Origin of the sequence: Paraburkholderia sacchari, from assembly GCF_000785435.2 — a bacterium.
Taxonomy (GTDB): Bacteria; Pseudomonadota; Gammaproteobacteria; order Burkholderiales; family Burkholderiaceae; genus Paraburkholderia; species Paraburkholderia sacchari.
Map to the genome: position 1 here is coordinate 506,729 of NZ_JTDB02000004.1, position 15,292 is coordinate 522,020.

The 15,292-nt window shown below is 63.6% G+C and carries 14 protein-coding genes; 5 read left to right on the forward strand and 9 right to left on the reverse strand.

Features of this window, described 5'->3' with window-relative positions; translation table 11 throughout:
* Nucleotides 1-8 precede the first annotated feature (8 nt).
* Nucleotides 9-842 carry an ABC transporter ATP-binding protein gene (locus tag NH14_RS17890; RefSeq protein WP_052148301.1) on the reverse strand — a complete coding sequence of 278 codons (834 nt, stop codon included), beginning with the start codon at nt 840-842 and terminating at the stop codon, nt 9-11.
* Between the two features lie 127 nt (nt 843-969).
* Complete coding sequence (locus tag NH14_RS17895) at nt 970-1,998, reverse strand: ABC transporter substrate-binding protein (protein WP_084225765.1); 1,029 nt, start codon at nt 1,996-1,998, stop codon at nt 970-972.
* Nucleotides 1,999-2,585: 587 nt separating this feature from the next.
* Here NH14_RS17895 and NH14_RS17900 point away from each other — a divergent pair.
* The 3 genes from NH14_RS17900 (at nt 2,586) to NH14_RS17910 (ending at nt 6,095) form a co-directional block, all read left to right on the forward strand.
* On the forward strand, nt 2,586-3,752 hold the full coding sequence (locus NH14_RS17900) for a porin (RefSeq protein ID WP_035530436.1): 1,167 nt from the start codon (nt 2,586-2,588) through the stop codon (nt 3,750-3,752).
* 242 nt (nt 3,753-3,994) lie between these two features.
* Nucleotides 3,995-5,122: an aminotransferase class V-fold PLP-dependent enzyme gene (locus NH14_RS17905; protein ID WP_035530438.1), complete on the forward strand. Its 1,128-nt coding sequence runs from the start codon at nt 3,995-3,997 to the stop codon at nt 5,120-5,122.
* 685 nt (nt 5,123-5,807) lie between these two features.
* Complete coding sequence (locus NH14_RS17910; protein WP_035530442.1) at nt 5,808-6,095, forward strand: H-NS histone family protein; 288 nt, start codon at nt 5,808-5,810, stop codon at nt 6,093-6,095.
* A 61-nt stretch (nt 6,096-6,156) separates the two neighbouring features.
* Here NH14_RS17910 and NH14_RS17915 read toward each other — a convergent pair whose 3' ends face one another.
* The 3 genes from NH14_RS17915 to NH14_RS17925 are packed head-to-tail and all read right to left on the reverse strand — an operon-like array spanning nt 6,157 to nt 8,845.
* On the reverse strand, nt 6,157-6,759 hold the full coding sequence (locus NH14_RS17915) for a phosphatase PAP2 family protein (RefSeq protein WP_035530444.1): 603 nt from the start codon (nt 6,757-6,759) through the stop codon (nt 6,157-6,159).
* A gap of 14 nt (nt 6,760-6,773) precedes the next feature.
* The gene (locus tag NH14_RS17920) at nt 6,774-8,186 is read right to left on the reverse strand and encodes an ATP-binding protein (protein WP_052148302.1); all 1,413 of its coding nucleotides are present in this window, start codon (nt 8,184-8,186) and stop codon (nt 6,774-6,776) included.
* A complete protein-coding gene (locus tag NH14_RS17925; RefSeq protein WP_035530445.1) occupies nt 8,183-8,845 on the reverse strand; it encodes a response regulator in 663 nt (220 codons plus the stop codon). The genes NH14_RS17920 and NH14_RS17925 overlap by 4 nt, the downstream gene beginning before the upstream one ends.
* Before the next feature lie 188 nt (nt 8,846-9,033).
* Between NH14_RS17925 and NH14_RS17930 the strand changes: the two genes are divergently transcribed.
* Nucleotides 9,034-9,384: a YgiW/YdeI family stress tolerance OB fold protein gene (locus tag NH14_RS17930; protein WP_035530447.1), complete on the forward strand. Its 351-nt coding sequence runs from the start codon at nt 9,034-9,036 to the stop codon at nt 9,382-9,384.
* A gap of 148 nt (nt 9,385-9,532) precedes the next feature.
* Here the strand turns inward: NH14_RS17930 and NH14_RS33205 are convergent, their stop codons facing one another.
* The 4 genes from NH14_RS33205 to NH14_RS17955 form a co-directional block, all read right to left on the reverse strand.
* Nucleotides 9,533-9,931 carry a hypothetical protein gene (locus NH14_RS33205; protein ID WP_035530621.1) on the reverse strand — a complete coding sequence of 133 codons (399 nt, stop codon included), beginning with the start codon at nt 9,929-9,931 and terminating at the stop codon, nt 9,533-9,535.
* 138 nt (nt 9,932-10,069) lie between these two features.
* Complete coding sequence (locus tag NH14_RS17945) at nt 10,070-10,855, reverse strand: MipA/OmpV family protein (RefSeq protein ID WP_035530623.1); 786 nt, start codon at nt 10,853-10,855, stop codon at nt 10,070-10,072.
* Nucleotides 10,856-10,896: 41 nt separating this feature from the next.
* Nucleotides 10,897-11,826, reverse strand: coding sequence for an alpha/beta hydrolase (locus NH14_RS17950; protein WP_035530448.1), 930 nt, complete (start codon nt 11,824-11,826; stop codon nt 10,897-10,899).
* A 1-nt stretch (nt 11,827) separates the two neighbouring features.
* Complete coding sequence (locus tag NH14_RS17955) at nt 11,828-12,601, reverse strand: DUF4118 domain-containing protein (protein WP_035530450.1); 774 nt, start codon at nt 12,599-12,601, stop codon at nt 11,828-11,830.
* A 336-nt stretch (nt 12,602-12,937) separates the two neighbouring features.
* On the opposite strand from NH14_RS17955, the gene NH14_RS17960 reads away from it, so the two are divergent.
* Entirely contained in the window at nt 12,938-15,268 is a 2,331-nt protein-coding gene (locus NH14_RS17960) for a patatin-like phospholipase family protein (RefSeq protein WP_035530451.1), read from the forward strand.
* The last annotated feature ends 24 nt before the right edge of the window (nt 15,269-15,292 follow it).

A 15,292-nucleotide genomic window follows, 5' to 3' on the forward strand; every position in this document is an offset into this window, starting at 1 on the left:
GAAGCGTTTCAGGCAATTTGCACCTCTTCGCGCAGGTCGTGCCAGATGTCACGGGAGATTTCGATAAAGCGCGGTTCGTAGCGGATTTCCGACGTAATGCGCGGGCGCGGCAAGTCGATTTCATAAACCTTCTTGAGCGTCGCGGGCCGCGCCGTAAGCACGAACACGCGATCGGCCAGCGCAATCGCTTCTTCGAGGTCGTGCGTGACGAACACCACCGAGCCCGTGCCGCCCCACAGTTGCAGCAACTCGTCCTGCATCAGCGTGCGCGTTTGCATGTCGAGCGCCGAGAACGGCTCGTCCATCAGCAGGATTTCGGGCTTGTTGATGAAGGTCTGCGCGAGCGCCACGCGCTTGCGCATGCCGCCCGAGAGTTGATGCGGATAGTGCTTGCCGAACTTGTCGAGGCCAACGCGGCGCAGCCATTCGTTCGCCTCGTCGTAAGCGGCGTCTTTCGAGCGGCCGCGAAACAGCGGACCGGCCGCCACGTTGTCGAGCACCGAGCGCCACGGGAAAACGGCGTCGGCCTGAAACACGAAACCGATGCGCGGATCGATGCCGCTCACGGGCGCGCCCATCACGCGCACTTCGCCCGTGGTGGGCTTGAGCAGGCCCGTGATCATGCTGAGCGTAGTGGACTTGCCGCAGCCCGTGGGGCCGACGATGGCGATGAATTCGCCCTGCGCGACCGACATGCTGAAATCGCGCAACGCCACGGTGGCCTTGCCGTCGGGTGCGATAAAGCGGCACGAGACGTTGCGGAATTCGATAGCCGGCGTAGCGGATTGCGCGGCGGATTGCGCAACGGTTTGCGCGCCTGATTGAACTGAAGCTTGCTTCATCAAGGACATCTCACGATTGTTCGGGCGCGGCCAGACAAGAAGCCGGCGCCGAAGCCAACAAAACACAGGAAAGCAGCAGCGCGGCGGTCCGCACGGACCGCCTTGCCGTAACGACCTGGAAACGCCGTTATTTCGCGCTGACGAACTCGTTGGTGTACGTCTTGGCCAGATCCACGTGCTTGCCCTTGACCGACGGATTGAACGCCGAAAGCACCTTCAGCACGGTGGCGGGACCGTCGGCGGGCATCTTCGCGTCCGCGGTGTACATCGGCAGCGAAGCCTTGAGTGCGGTGACGTAGAGCGCCTTGTCCTTCTGGTAGTCGTCGGGCATCTTCGCCGCGATTTCCTCGGCGCTATGCGTGTGGATGAACTGCATCGTGCGTGCGAACGCATGCGCGAGCTTCGCGGCTTCGGCCTTGTGCGAAGCCACCCACGCGTCCTGCACGTACAGGCTCGCTGCCGGATAGGTGCCGCCGAGCGCGGCGCGCGTGCCGTCTACCGTGCGCATGTCCACCAGCACCTTCGCGTCGCCGGTTTGCAGCAGGCGCGAAACGGTGGGCTCCGTGGTCATGCCCGCATCGATGCGGCTTTGCTTGATGGCGGCGATGAAGCTTGCGTCGGCGCCCACGGGCAGCATCGTGTACTCGGTCGACGCAATGCCGTGCTGGCCCGCGAGATACTGCGTAAGGAAGCTCGTGGACGAGCCCAGACCCGTCACGCCGAGCGTCTTGCCCTTGACGTCGGCCATCGACTTGATCGTGTCGGCGGACTTCGACGACACCACCTCCACTTCGCCCGGCACCTGGCCGAACACGGCAATCGCCTTGACGTCCTTGCCCTTCGTCTGCAGGTCGATGGTGTGGTCGTAGAAGCCCACCACGCCTTGCACCGCACCCGCCAGCAGTTCGTTCTCGGCGTCCACGCCGGCCGGCTGCGAGAGCAGCTCGACGTCGAGCCCTTCGTCCTTGAAGTAGCCAAGCTGCTCCGTGAGTTTCGCGGGCAGATAAATGAGCTTCGTGATCCCGCCCACCATGATGGTGATCTTGCCGGGCGCGTCGGCGGCTTGCGCACTTTGCAGCGCGGCGCCGAACAACAGGCCACAGGCGACCGCCACGGCGGGCAAACGACGGCGCAATGCGCGGGAAGTGGGTTGCATCGACTGTCTCCATTATTTTGGGCCGGCGGCACGATACCGCCTGCCTCGATGAATGGCGGCATTCTAGCCAGCGGAACCCTTCCCGATGCTTTCGCGCCAGGCAGCAAAATATGGGGGATTTCCATGAAACGCGGCCTGGGCGGCACGCAATTTTCTCAACGCGAATCACTATCATTCAGTCCGCATCGCATCGCGCCGGATTTCGAAACAAGCAGGCAATGACCCATTTCTGGAAGAATGTTTATAAACGATTCAACTATTATTCTGAGCATTGCTTTTCTCATATGAAAATATGCAATCCGCTTATGAAAATAAGCCCGCTTCTTTTATTGTTGCTGGGCAACAACAGACTATTGTCGCGGCGCTCGATATTGAAAGAAACTGAATGCGGCCTCACCCTTAAAGCCGATAAGATACTGACTACGCGCAGCCGTTTAATTTCCGCGCAAACGGCATAAAAGCCAGCACAAAAGCCGTTATGCATTTCCTGTATTCCGATATGCAAATGTTTTGCAACGTGAATATCAAACGCATTCGCGGCGCATGAATTTAGCTGTTTACTCCACCCTGTACAGGAATTGACGACGATGAAAAAGAAGACCCTGGTTTTTGCTGCGGCGACTGCGGCTTTTGCGGGCGCAGCCCATGCGCAGAGCAGCGTGACGCTGTACGGTATCGTCGACGCCGGCCTGACCTATGTAAGCAACGAAGCAAGCCGGAGTTCCACCATTACCCCGAACGGTCTGTCCAACGGCAAGGCAACGTTCGGGATGACCAGCGGTAACGTGCAACAAAGCCGCTGGGGTTTGCGCGGCGTTGAAGATCTCGGCGGCGGCCTGAAGACGATCTTCAACCTCGAAAGCGGTTTCAATGTCGCGAACGGCAGCCTCCAGAGCAGCGCGCTTTTCAATCGTCAGGCCTTTGTCGGCCTTTCGCATAACGACTACGGCACGCTGACCCTTGGTCGCCAGTACGATTCCGTGGTCGATTATCTGGGCCCGCTCTCGGCAACCGGCACGTGGGGCGGCACCTACTTCGCTCACCCGGGTGACAACGACAACCTCAATGCCTCGTTCAGCCTGAGCAATACGGTCAAGTATCAGAGCCCGATCTTTGCCGGTTTCTCGGCGAACGCCCTGTACGGCTTCTCCAACAAGTCGGGCTTTGCCGACAATCGCGCATATAGCTTTGGTGCGGGCTATGAATACGCTGGCTTCAAATTCGGCGCGGCCTATTTGCAACTTCAAGGGCTGAATTCCGGCAACACCAGTGGTTCGCTGCAGGATACACCGACCTACATCACCGCTAATCTGCCGGGCACCCAGAACCAGCGCACCTGGGGTGTGGGTGGCAACTATGTGTTCGGCCCGGCGGTGGTTGGCCTCGTGTTCACGCAGACCCGTCTGCAAAACCAGATCGCCAATATCACGCTGCGCTGGAACAACTTTGAAATCAACGGCAAATACAACTTCACGCCGGCGTTCTCGCTGGGCGCGGAGTACGCGTACACGCAAGGCCTGCGCAATACCCCGGCCAGCGGCACGTCGAACAACCTCTCGGCGCACTGGAACCAGTTCGGCCTGCAGGCTGACTACGCGCTGTCGCGCCGCACCGACCTCTATGGCGAGGCCGTGGCCTTTGTCGGCGCGAACAACCAGGTTGGCTTCAACGTCGTGCAGGTCAATGGTACGGCAGCACCGTCGACGAGCCGCAGCCAGGTGGTTGTGAGCGGCGGTATCCGTCACCGCTTCTAAGGCCTCGCGGTATGGCCGTGGGCAGGCCCCGCGCCTGCCCGCCGCACTTCTTTGTGACTCCGATTGCCCGCCTGGCGCGGGCTTTTTTCTGTCTGGAATACCCTAAGGAAAAATATGCACCAATCAACCGGCCGCTTTCGCTAGAATTTGCTTTCATCGAGGCGAAAAGCATATTTGTGTTGTTGCCGTAGTATCGAATCACAAATACTGCTCAACTCATTCATCTCATACCGGAGGCGAGCGTGCCAGGTTTACTCCCCAATGTCGACCGCGAGGGGCTCCTCGAATATTCAGTGGTCTACACCGACCGCTCGATCAACCATATGTCGCAGCTCTTTCAGGGCGTCATGCGCGACATTTCCAGTCTGCTGAAGAAGGTCTACAACGCGAAGGCGGCCATTGTCGTTCCGGGCAGCGGGACTTTCGGCATGGAAGCCGTGGCCCGGCAGTTTGCGACGAATAAAAAGTGTCTGGTCATTCGCAACGGCTGGTTCAGCTTCCGCTGGTCGCAGATTTTCGACATGGGCAGCATTCCGTCCGAATCGATCGTATTGAAGGCCCGTCCGGTTGAATCCGGCAGGCAGGCCGCCTATGCACCAGCCCCAATTGACGAAGTGGTCGCCGCAATCAAGGAGCACAGGCCCGATCTGGTCTTTGCCCCGCACGTCGAAACCGCATCGGGAATGATCCTGCCCGACGACTATTTGCGCGCGGTGGCCGACGCCGTGCATGCAGTCGGCGGCATGTTCGTGCTCGATTGCATCGCCTCCGGCACGATCTGGGTCGACATGCAGGCAAGCGGCGTCGACGTCCTGATCAGCGCGCCGCAAAAGGGCTGGAGCGCCTCACCTTGCTGTGGGCTGGTCATGCTCAGCCCGCTCGCGCGCGAAAGAATCGACGCCACCACCAGCACCAGCTTCGCCTGCGACCTGCGCAAGTGGCTGCAGATCATGGAAGCCTACGAGAACGGCGGGTTCGCATACCACGCCACGATGCCCACGGACAGCCTCGCGACGCTGCGCAACGTGATGAAGGAAACCGAGGCATACGGCTTCGACAAGGTGCGGGCGGAGCAGCTCGAACTCGGCAAGCGCGTTCGCGCGCTGCTGGAGAGCAAGGGGTTCAGGAGCGTGGCGGCCGAAGGTTTTCAGGCGCCCGGCGTCGTGGTCAGCTACACCGACGACGACGGCATCCGCTCCGGCAAGAAGTTCGCCGATGTCGGCTTGCAGGTCGCCGCCGGCGTTCCCCTGCAATGCGACGAGCCAGAGGACTTCAAGACCTTCCGCGTCGGGCTGTTCGGCCTCGACAAACTGCATGATGTCGACGGCGCGCTCGCCAGGCTCTCCAACGCGCTGGACCGCATCCTTTAAAGCGCGTTTCCGGTTTCAGGCGGCCGCTCGCGCGGCCACTGCCTCACACCCTCTCCGCCTCTCTCGCGGTAACGAGCGATTCGTATTCCTCATCGCTCATCGCGGGGCCTAACTGGCCCTCCCACTTCGTCACGACCGCTGCGGCCACACTGTTGCCAAGCACGTTGGTGGCCGTGCGCCGAATGTCGACATGGGCGTGCGCACGCCGCGCCCGAGGTCGAACACGCGGCCGCGCAACACCACGGCTCGGCCATAACCTGCACGAAGCTCTTGGGCACGAGGTGCGTGACGAACGCTTTCATGTTGATCGCTCCCGCACGGATGCCGGTGCTCGCATGCTCGTCGGGCAGCGGCAAATTCAGGCCTGCGCCGGGCTGAAACCAGTTCGCCACGAACGCGCCGAGCAACAGCGAAACGAACGTAGCTCGTTGGCCGGGCAAGCCGGCCATTCAACAGGCTTTCAAACGAAATGGTGCGGCCTGGTTCTGGTCCGAAGCTGCCGCCTTCAATCATCAGGAATCCATACGATGCGCCAAGCGCACCATCGGACTCAGTCGAGCCCGTGCCCTGCATGATTTATCGGCGAGACAGGATTAAATGGATTTAACGGCGTGCAGCGATTCAATCGATCACGCGCCCGCTCGCGTTAAAATATGCGCGTTACCCTCAACACCCCTACCCGCCGATGTCCAGCTACAAAGAATTGATCGCTCAGCGCGAGCAGCTCGAAGCCCAGCTTCAGGAAGCGTTCAAGGAAGAACGCGTGAACGTGCTCGATGAGATCATCCGCAAGATGAAGCTCCATAGAATCACGCTCGATGAAATTCGCGGCCCTGTGCAAGCCGTGAAGGCCAACAAGGTGCCGCCGAAGTATCGCGACCCGGCAACCGGTGCGGAATGGTCGGGGCGCGGCAAGCCGCCGAACTGGATCAAGGACGAGCCGGACCGCACGAAGTTTCTGATTAACCACTAATCGGAAGCCGGCTCTGGGAGACCAGGGTCTGTGCACATTCATAAATGAATGTGCACAGACCCTAAGGCCGCAGCCAGCCCTGGCGAATCGGAACCGCGAGCAGCGATCGATACAGCGTGACGGCAAACTGCGTAAACGCCACGCCGTACGCGTTCCAGACCGGTGTAATCACGGCGTAAACCAGGCATGAGACAACGAATGCGCCGATCATGTCGAACGGAAAGTGCACGCCGAGAAAGACCCGCGCCCAGGCAATCGCCACCCCCGCGACCAGCGCAAGCAAACCGGCCCGCACCATGCCGCCCAACAGCAGCGTGAGCACAAACACCGAGCACACGGTCCCGTGATCGCTCGGAAACGACGAGTCGGGCGCGTGCTCGAAGAAGGTGTGCCCAAGCCCGATCACGAATGGCCGCGGATGCGGCCAGGCGAAAGCGATTGCCTGATTGACGCCCAGCGTGACCAGCGCGACCACGCCCACCCGAAGGGCGAGCGCGCGTTTGCGCTCATCGCCGGACAGCCACATCAGCACCAGCGCGAGCGGCACCATCAAGATCAGGTCGTTCGCGACGACGAGCGCCGTTTCGATGAGCCAGTGCGGCGTGGCCGGCGTGGCGTTGATCGCGAGAAAAAGCGAACGGTTCAGTGCTTCGAGTGTTTCCATTGCTAAAGTCAAATTCAGGTTGAAGTACAGGTGCTTGCTTCAGTGCCAGGCTGCGCGAGCCGCTGCCGAGCCGGAAAGCGCACGCGGACCGTGAGGCCCCGGCCATCGGACCCGCTGTCGAGCGTAACGTTCGCCTGATGCTGCTCTGCAATACGCCGCACGATCGAAAGCCCCAGCCCGCTGCCAGAAATCGCCTGGGCTGCATGGCCGCTGCCGCGATAAAAACGCTCCCACACGCGCGCGCGATCGGGCTCGGGAATCCCGGGGCCGTTGTCGCTGACTTCGAGCACCGCGCATGTGCCTTCCTCGCGCACCACCACGTCGACGCGCGCGTGCGCGCCGGCATAGCGAATCGCGTTGTCCACCAGGTTGTTGAGCAGCACGCGCAGGTTCTCGCCATAGCCGCTCACGCTCACCGCATGTTCGCTCGCGAGCCCGAGGTCGATCTGGCTCGCCTCGGCAAGCCGCACGCGCTCGGCCACCACGGAGCGCGCGAGCGCGGTCAGATCCACTTCCTGGCGCGCTTCGCGACCCGTATCGGGATCGAGCCGCGCGAGCGTGAGCAACTGCGCGACCAGGTGCGCGAGCCGCTCCGTGCCCGAGCGGATCTGCATGACAATTTCGTCGCGCTCCTGCGCGCTCTCCGCCTTTGGCAATAGTTCGGCCTGCAAACCAAGCCCCATAATCGGCGTGCGCAATTCGTGCGCGGCGTCCGCGATGAAATGCTTCTGCAAGGTAAAGGCGTGATCGAGCCGCACGAGCAGGTCGTTGAGCGCGTCCACGAGCGGCTTCACTTCGTTGGGCATCTGCGAGGTTTCTATCGTCTGCATGTTGTTGGCGTCGCGGCGCTTGAGCCCCGAAGCCACCTCGCGCAGGGGCCGCAAGCCGTAGCCGATCCCGAACCACAGCAGCAGCGCGACCACCGGCACCAGCGAGAGCACCGGCCAGAACAGATGCATCGAGACCTCGGCCAGCGCTTCCCAGCGCGCGAGACGCGCCTGCGCCACGCGCACGAGCATGGTTCCGCTCGGGCTCGCCCAGGTGTGCCAGACCTGGCCGTCGACGGTAATGTCGGCGTAGCCCGGGCCTTGTGGCGCGGGCAGCCTGGCGTCGGGGTCGCTGCTGAACACGAGCTTGCGGTCTTCCCACACTTGCAGCAGCACGCCGTGCGACTGCTTGCCGGAGAGCCGGCCCTTGCGGTCCGCGCCGGTGAGCGAGAGCCGGCCATCGGCGTCCACCACCACGTGGCGCGCGATCGCCTTCATCTGGTCGTTGAGGATTTCGTCGATCTCGCCAAGCGAGCCCCACCAGGTGGCCGCGCTCGCCAGCACGCCGGCCAGCAGCATGGACGGCAACAGCCACAACAGCAGACGCCGGCGCAGCGACGACATGAACCAGCGCGCGGACCGCGCACGCAGCGTAGTCATTCGATCTTCCCGATGCCGTAGCCCACGCCGCGCACATTGCGGATGGCGTCCGAGCCCAGCTTGCGGCGCAGGTTGTAGACGTGCACCTGGATGGCGTTGCTCTCGATTTCCTCGTTCCAGCCGTACAGGCGCTCTTCGAGCTGCTCGCGCGTGACGATGGCGCCCGGATCGCGCATCAGCTCTTCGAGCAGAGCAAATTCACGCGCCGTGATGGAGATCTCCTGATCGTGCAGCCAGCAGCGGCGCCGCGCCGGATCCAGCCGCAACGCGCCCGCCACCAGCATGGCCTGGGCGCGCCCGGCCTGGCGGCGGTTCGCGACGCGGATACGCGCGAGCAGTTCCTCCAGCGCGAACGGCTTGACGAGATAATCGTCGGCGCCGCCATCGAGCCCCGCGACGCGGTCCGGTATGCTGTCGCGCGCAGTAATGACGATCACGGGAGTCGAATCGTCGCGCTTGCGCAATGCGGTAAGCAGCGTCATGCCGTCCTGGTTCGGCAGGCCCAGATCGAGCAGCACGAGCCCATAGACCGTGGTGCGCAGCGCCAGCGCGCCGGCGTCGCCGTCCTGCACCCAATCCACGGCAAAGCCTTCGCGGCGCAGGCCGATGCGCAGCCCATTGCCGATCAGCGGATCGTCCTCAACAAGCAGTATTCGCATGCTGTCGTCATCTCCGGTTCTGGCCGGTTCTCCGGGAAAGGCCCACGAGCTTACCTTTGCGCAGATTAAGAGAGCATTAACGCGACGGACCGCGCCGCTGCCCCCGCTTCATGCGGGCTTCAGCCTCGCTTTCGTAGACTGCTTCCTGTCGCGGCCTCGGGGGTCGCACCTTTGAACGAGGAAAACCGATGAAAAAGCTCATTATCGCCGGCCTGATCGCAACCTTCGCTGCCGCTGCGCATGCCCAGTACACGGGTCCGGGCGAGCAGCCCGCGGCCACGACGGTCCAGCAGCTGACCAGCACGGGCAAGGACGATCAGCGCGTGATGCTGCGCGGTCACGTAGTGAAATCGCTCGGCGACGAGAAATACACGTTCAAGGACAGCACCGGCGAGATTCCGGTCAAGATCGACGCCAAACGCTGGCCGTCGGGTCAGCCGGTGAGCGACACCACCACGGTCGAACTCACAGGCAAGTACGACAAAGAATTGTTCGGCTCGCCGAAGGTCAAGGTTCACGACGTGAAGGTCGTGCAGTGAGCGGCACGGCGCATTCCATCAGGAATACGGATTATCGTGCGATAGAACAGAAAGCGGCCACGCCCTTTCTTTGAGCAGGAGAATGCGCACGGGTACAGGCGCGAGGCCGCGCGCCCTCGATGGCGCGCGGCCTCGTTCTTGCACTACGTCAGATCTTCTGGCCAACGGCGAGATGCTCGCCGTTCTCCCCGCGCTTGCCCGGCTTGCTGACATGCTTGCCATCGTGCTTGCCCGGATGCGAGACCGCATGCATGCTCGCGCGATCGGCGGCGCGCTGATGGCCCGTATCGCGATCGGCGGACAAATGGCCGTTCGTGTTGGCCTCGCCCTTGCCGCTCATATGACCGCCCGACATGCCGCCCGCTGCGTGGCCGCCGCTCATTCCGCCACCCATTCCGCCGCCCACGCCGCCATTGCCTCCACCGTTGCCGCCGCCACTACCCCCGCCATTGCCGCCACCGCCGCCGCCGGCACCCGCGAACGCCGACGCGCTGGCGCAAGCCATCAGAAAGGCGGACATCGCAACGATTGCTCGTACTTTTGCCATCATCTTCTCCCCAAAAAAACGCTTCGATGACGAATTGTATGAGCGCCGATATCGCCTGCACGCGTCAGACATGTAATCGTCTGTAAAAGCTTTTTCGGGCCGGATCGGGCCGGGGAGCGGGCGTGGAAGTCCCGTCCGTCAAAACCGGTAGTCGAGCGCCGCGAACGTGGTCAATTCGCGGCGGCTTTCGGTGATCGGGCTGCCGGCGGCGTAGTGCTGCAAACGCCCGAGCGTCGCATTCACGGAGCCTACCCAGTGCTTCGAAAAATCGTGCGACGCGTAGAACGTCATGTGCAGATCGCGCACGCCTGAACCCGTTGCGTACTGCGGCAAGCCCGACGCCGCGCTCTGCGCCGCCGACACGCCGAACAGCGTGCGCGTATAAACGGCGTTGGCCCATGTGAGCCCGGGGCCAACCGAAAAGAGCCAGCCCTGCAGCGGCAACGACGCGTACAAATCGGCGCTGGCCGTCGTGCCCTGGCCGTTGCCGCTGATGTCCTGATACATGGCCACTGCGCCGGTGAAGGCCCATACGGTGTAATCGGCGAACAGGCGCAGCTTCGGGCCTTCGTCGACATTGCCGAGGCCGTGCAGGTGCGGATCATCCGCCACGTTGCGCGACTGGAAATCGAAGCTCAGCGACGCGCCCAAGTGATAGTTCTCCGCAGTCAGCACGTTGATGCCGAGCACGTCCGGCCCCTGCGAAAAAATGCGGTCGCGGTACGAGATGTCGAGCGCCGGGAACGGATACACCTTCATGTGCTTCGCACCTGGATACTGCGGCGCGAAGTACGCGCCTGGACCGATCGCAATCTTCCAGGGTGAGTCGCGTTGTGACCCGGCCTGCGCGGTGGAAGCGCTCTGCGCGGGCGACGCCGCTTCGTCGGCCCATGCCGGCCGCGCCAGCGCGAACGCGAGCGTCATCACGGCGGCGCACGCCGAGGTTGTCGTCGATATGAACGGCTTCACGCTTTCTTCCTTCCCACAGCGGCCAACTGGCGCAAACGCCGCGCGAGCGCCTTCGAAACAACCGGTTGATTGGACGCGTCGTTCGAGCCGCGCGCCACTTCGCTCTCGCGCAGAAACAGCGCGGTTTCGCGCGCCACGATCTCGCGCTCGTTGTCCGAGGTGATCATGTGATATGAGTCGTCGAGCCACAGCGTGCGCAGAAAATTCGCGCCGATATGGTCGATCACATAGCGCGGGTTGCGCGGGCTCGAGGTCTCGTCGTCGATGGCGTGAATCACGAGCGTGTCGGTCTCGATGCTCGCGACGTCCTTGCGCGCGGCGCGCGAGAGGCGCAACGCCTGGTGCAGCGCGGGCAAAGTGATCGTCGACGGCCCCACCTCGCTGAACGAATTTCGCTGCATGGCGCGGGCGATCTTCTTGCGCAACGCCTCGTTGCGCACGCCGAATGGCTCCGCTTCGCGATACCGGTAACGGTGGCGCAGCGGCGTGTAATACGCCCAGTCGAGCAGAAAGCGGTACCACGGTATCGCCCATCCGTCGTAGGCGAGCGTGAGCGAAAGCAGCACCAGCGACTGCGCGGCGGGCCGCTCGCGCACGAGCCGCAGCGCGAGCGCGCCGCCAATCGAAAGGCCGCATACGGACACGCGCTCGTAGCGCGCGGCGAGCGCATCGAATTCGCGGACCGCGCCCTCGACCCAGCGCTCCATGGCCTGCTCGCGCGAGCCCGCGCTAAACCCTTCGATGAGCGGCGCACGAACCGTGAATCCTTCGTTCTGCAGATAGCGTGCGAGGTAGCGAAGCTCGATCGGCGAGCTCGACAGCCCATGCAGCAGCAAGACCGCGTGGCCGTCGCCTTCGCTGAAGATGCCCTCGGGCTGCTCGGCGGGCGCTTCTCGCACGTTACGCTCCGTTTCGACCGTCGCCATCTCAGCTCTCCGTGCGCAGCACGAGAAAATCGCCCGCGTGCGTGGTGAAGCGTTCGCAACTGCAATTTGTCATGCGGAACTCGCGCCCGTTCGACGCGCGCCGCAGCCGCACGCGATGCTGCCCCGGCCACAGCGCTTTGCTCACGCGCTGGATGTCCTCGGGATGCACGGCGTCGAATAGCGGGCCCGGCGCGACTTCGCTCGCGGCGGGCAACCCAGCGATGCTCTGACCCACGCTCGCGCGCTGCGCGGCATCGCGCTCGAGCGCCTTGATGAGGATGAAGCCGTCGTGGTGCTGCGCGAGATGACGCAGCAGGCGATGCGTCTCGTCGACGGCGCGGCGCGCCAGCGCGCGCTCGTTATCGTGCCGCAGCAGCATCTCGTAGCGCGACTGGGCCACCTGGGCAAGCAGTTGCGCGCGAAACTGTTCGCGCCGCAAACGCTCGATCAAGGTCATCACGATTATCGTGAGCAGCGGATAGGACAGCAGCAGAACCACATCATGACGATCGAGGTAGCTGAGGTTCCCGTAAGGGGGGACGAACAGATAGTCGGCGATGGCGAGCCCGAGCACCATGACGACCGTGGCCGGCGCCAGGCCCAGATAGTATTCGACCAGCGCGGCGGCAATGCAGAACAGCGTTGCCGGCATCATCGGCCCAAGCATGGGGTGCAGGGCGATGCGGATGGCGCTCGCAACAGCGAGCGCGGCAGCGGCCAGCCACCAGCGGCGCGGGCCTCGGGGTGCCCAGTTGCGGGCATTGCGGACTTTCATGTTTGCTTCAATGCGCCGGCATTCAGACAGGCCGACGCAGGTCGATGGCGCAAGCAACGGCGGCGGGCGCTGCGTTGTTGACGCGTTGTAACGAGGGCGGGAAGGCGGGGCACGTGGCGATGGCCGACACCGGAATATCAAAAAAATATGATGAATCCCTCCACCGGCGGCTATGTTACTGGCCTTTACATACAAATTGCTTTCTGCGATGAAATTTGACACAAATTAAAGACGCCGCGATTTCAGCCCGCGCTGATAGTCCATCCAGCGTCCGATTCGTAAGCTTTTGGCCCCGCACTGGCATTCCCGCCGTGCGGCCAGCCAGCTTACGAATCCGTGACCGCCACCTCGATCTCCCTTCGCATCGCCTGTGCCGTATTGTCGGGCGTCCTGCTTGCGTTCATCGCGCCCATCGCGTCAGCGGGACCCACCGCTCCTGACGCACCGCTCGCGCCCGCCGCGACCGCGCCGCACCGGCCGCGCATCTGTCTCGCGCTGTCGGGAGGCGGCGCCCGGGGTTATGCGCATATCGGCGTGCTGCGCGAACTCGAAAGGCTGCATGTGCCGGTGGACTGCATCGCCGGCACCAGCATGGGTGCCGTGATAGGCGGGCTCTACGCGAGCGGCCTGTCCGCCGACCAGATCGAACACGCGCTCACCGGGCTGAACCTGACCGACGTGGCGTTCGATCGCGACGCCCGCGCGGATTGGCCGCAGTCCATGCGCGAAGACAACCTGGCCTACCCGGTAGGCATGCCGGTGGGTTTCGGCAACGGCCAGTTGAAGATGCCCAACGGTCTCGTGCAGGGCAACAAGCTCACGGCGCTGCTGCGCGACAACACCGCGCAAATACCCGCCGACGTGGACTTCGACCGTCTGCCGATTCCGTACCGCGCCGTGGCGACCGATCTCGAAACCGGCGAGCGGATCGTGTTGCGCAACGGCTCGCTCCCGCAGGCCATTCGCGCGAGCATGGCGGTGCCAGGCCTGTTCGCGCCCGTGAAGATCCACGGCCGCACGCTGGTCGACGGCGGGTTGGCGTCGAATCTGCCGATCGACATCGCGCGGCAGATGGGCGCCGATATCGTGATTGCCGTCGACATCGGCACGCCGCTGAAACGGGCCGACCAGATCATGTCGATGGCGGGCGTCACGTCGCAAATGATCCGCCTGCTGATGACGCGCAACGTGCTCGAGCAAAAGGCCACGCTGCACCCGTCCGACATACTGCTCGAACCGGATCTGGGCGAACTCTCGTTCAGCGACTTCGGCGCGATGCAGCAAGGCGTGGCCGCCGGCACCGCGTCCGCGCTGGCGCACACCACGCGGCTGGCCGCGCTGTCGATCGGCGACGCCCGGTACGCGTCGTATCGCGACAGCCTCCCCCGTGATGCGTTCCTGCCGCCCGGCACGCGCATCGACCGCATCGAAGTCGCCACGCAAGGCAACGTGCCGGCGAGCTACGTGCAAGCGGCGCTGCAGACCAGGCCGGGGGACGTGTACGACGCCGCCGCCATCGATAAACATCTAGGCACGCTGGTCAACACCGCCGACCTCGAAAGCGTCTCGCAGTCGTTGAGCGGGCCGCCGGGCGATCGCGTGCTGCACGTGGACGCCACCACGAAAAGCTGGGGGCCGAATCTGCTGCTGTTCGGGCTTGGCGTGTCGACCAACTTCAACGGCGACGGCGCTTTCACGCTGCAAATCGGGCATCGCCTGCCCTGGATCACGGAGAGCGGGCTCTCGTGGCGCAACGACATCGTGCTCGGCAGCCGCGATCTGGGCTGGAGCACGGAACTGCGTCAGCCGCTCTTTCACAGCGACGTGTATGTCGCCCCTTACGCATCGATCCGGCGCAACGTCATCAACTTCTACCCCGACGACAACACCGACGCCAAGGAAAACAGCCGCCCGCTCGCCTCCTACATGCAGCAGGAACTTCGCGCCGGGCTCAACCTCGGCGTGCCGCTCGGAAACTGGGGCGCCGCGCGCGCGGGCGTCGCACAAGTATGGACTGCGTATCATCCGCGCTCGTCCATCATTTTGGCGACCGACAATGGCAACGGCGACTGGTCGTTTCAGGCCAACGCACTGGCCGTGGGGTCGACGAGCCAGACCGTGGCCGCGCTCGGCCTGACGATCGATCAACTCGACGACTCGCTCTTTCCGCGCCACGGCTTCTACCTCGACAGTAACGCGCAGCTCAGCCTGAGCCAGAACGACGACAGCTACAACCTCGCGCAGGCGCGCGGCCTGTGGGCGGCGAGCCACGGCATCTACAGCGTGAACGCGGCGCTCGAAGCAGGCGGGCAGTTCGGCGGCAATCGCGATGCCCCGGCCTACCTGTTCAATCTGGGCGGCTTCCAGCGGCTCTCCGCATACGCACCCGACCAGTTCAGCGGCGGCTATATCCTCTATGGGCGCGTCACCGGCTTCGCACAGCTCTCCAGGTTCGATTCCGGGCCGTTGCGCGGCGTGTTCGCGGGCGCAAGCCTGGAGGCCGGCAACGTCTGGAATTCGGCCCGGCACTTTGCGCGCGGACCCTGGCTTACCAGCGCGAGCGTGTTTGCCGGCTCCACGACCGTGATCGGCCCCGTGTATCTGGGTTTGGCCGTGGCGCCGGGCGGCACCTATAACGTCTATTTCCAGCTCGGCAACCGGTTCTGAGTTTTCTCGCGAGGACCATTCGGA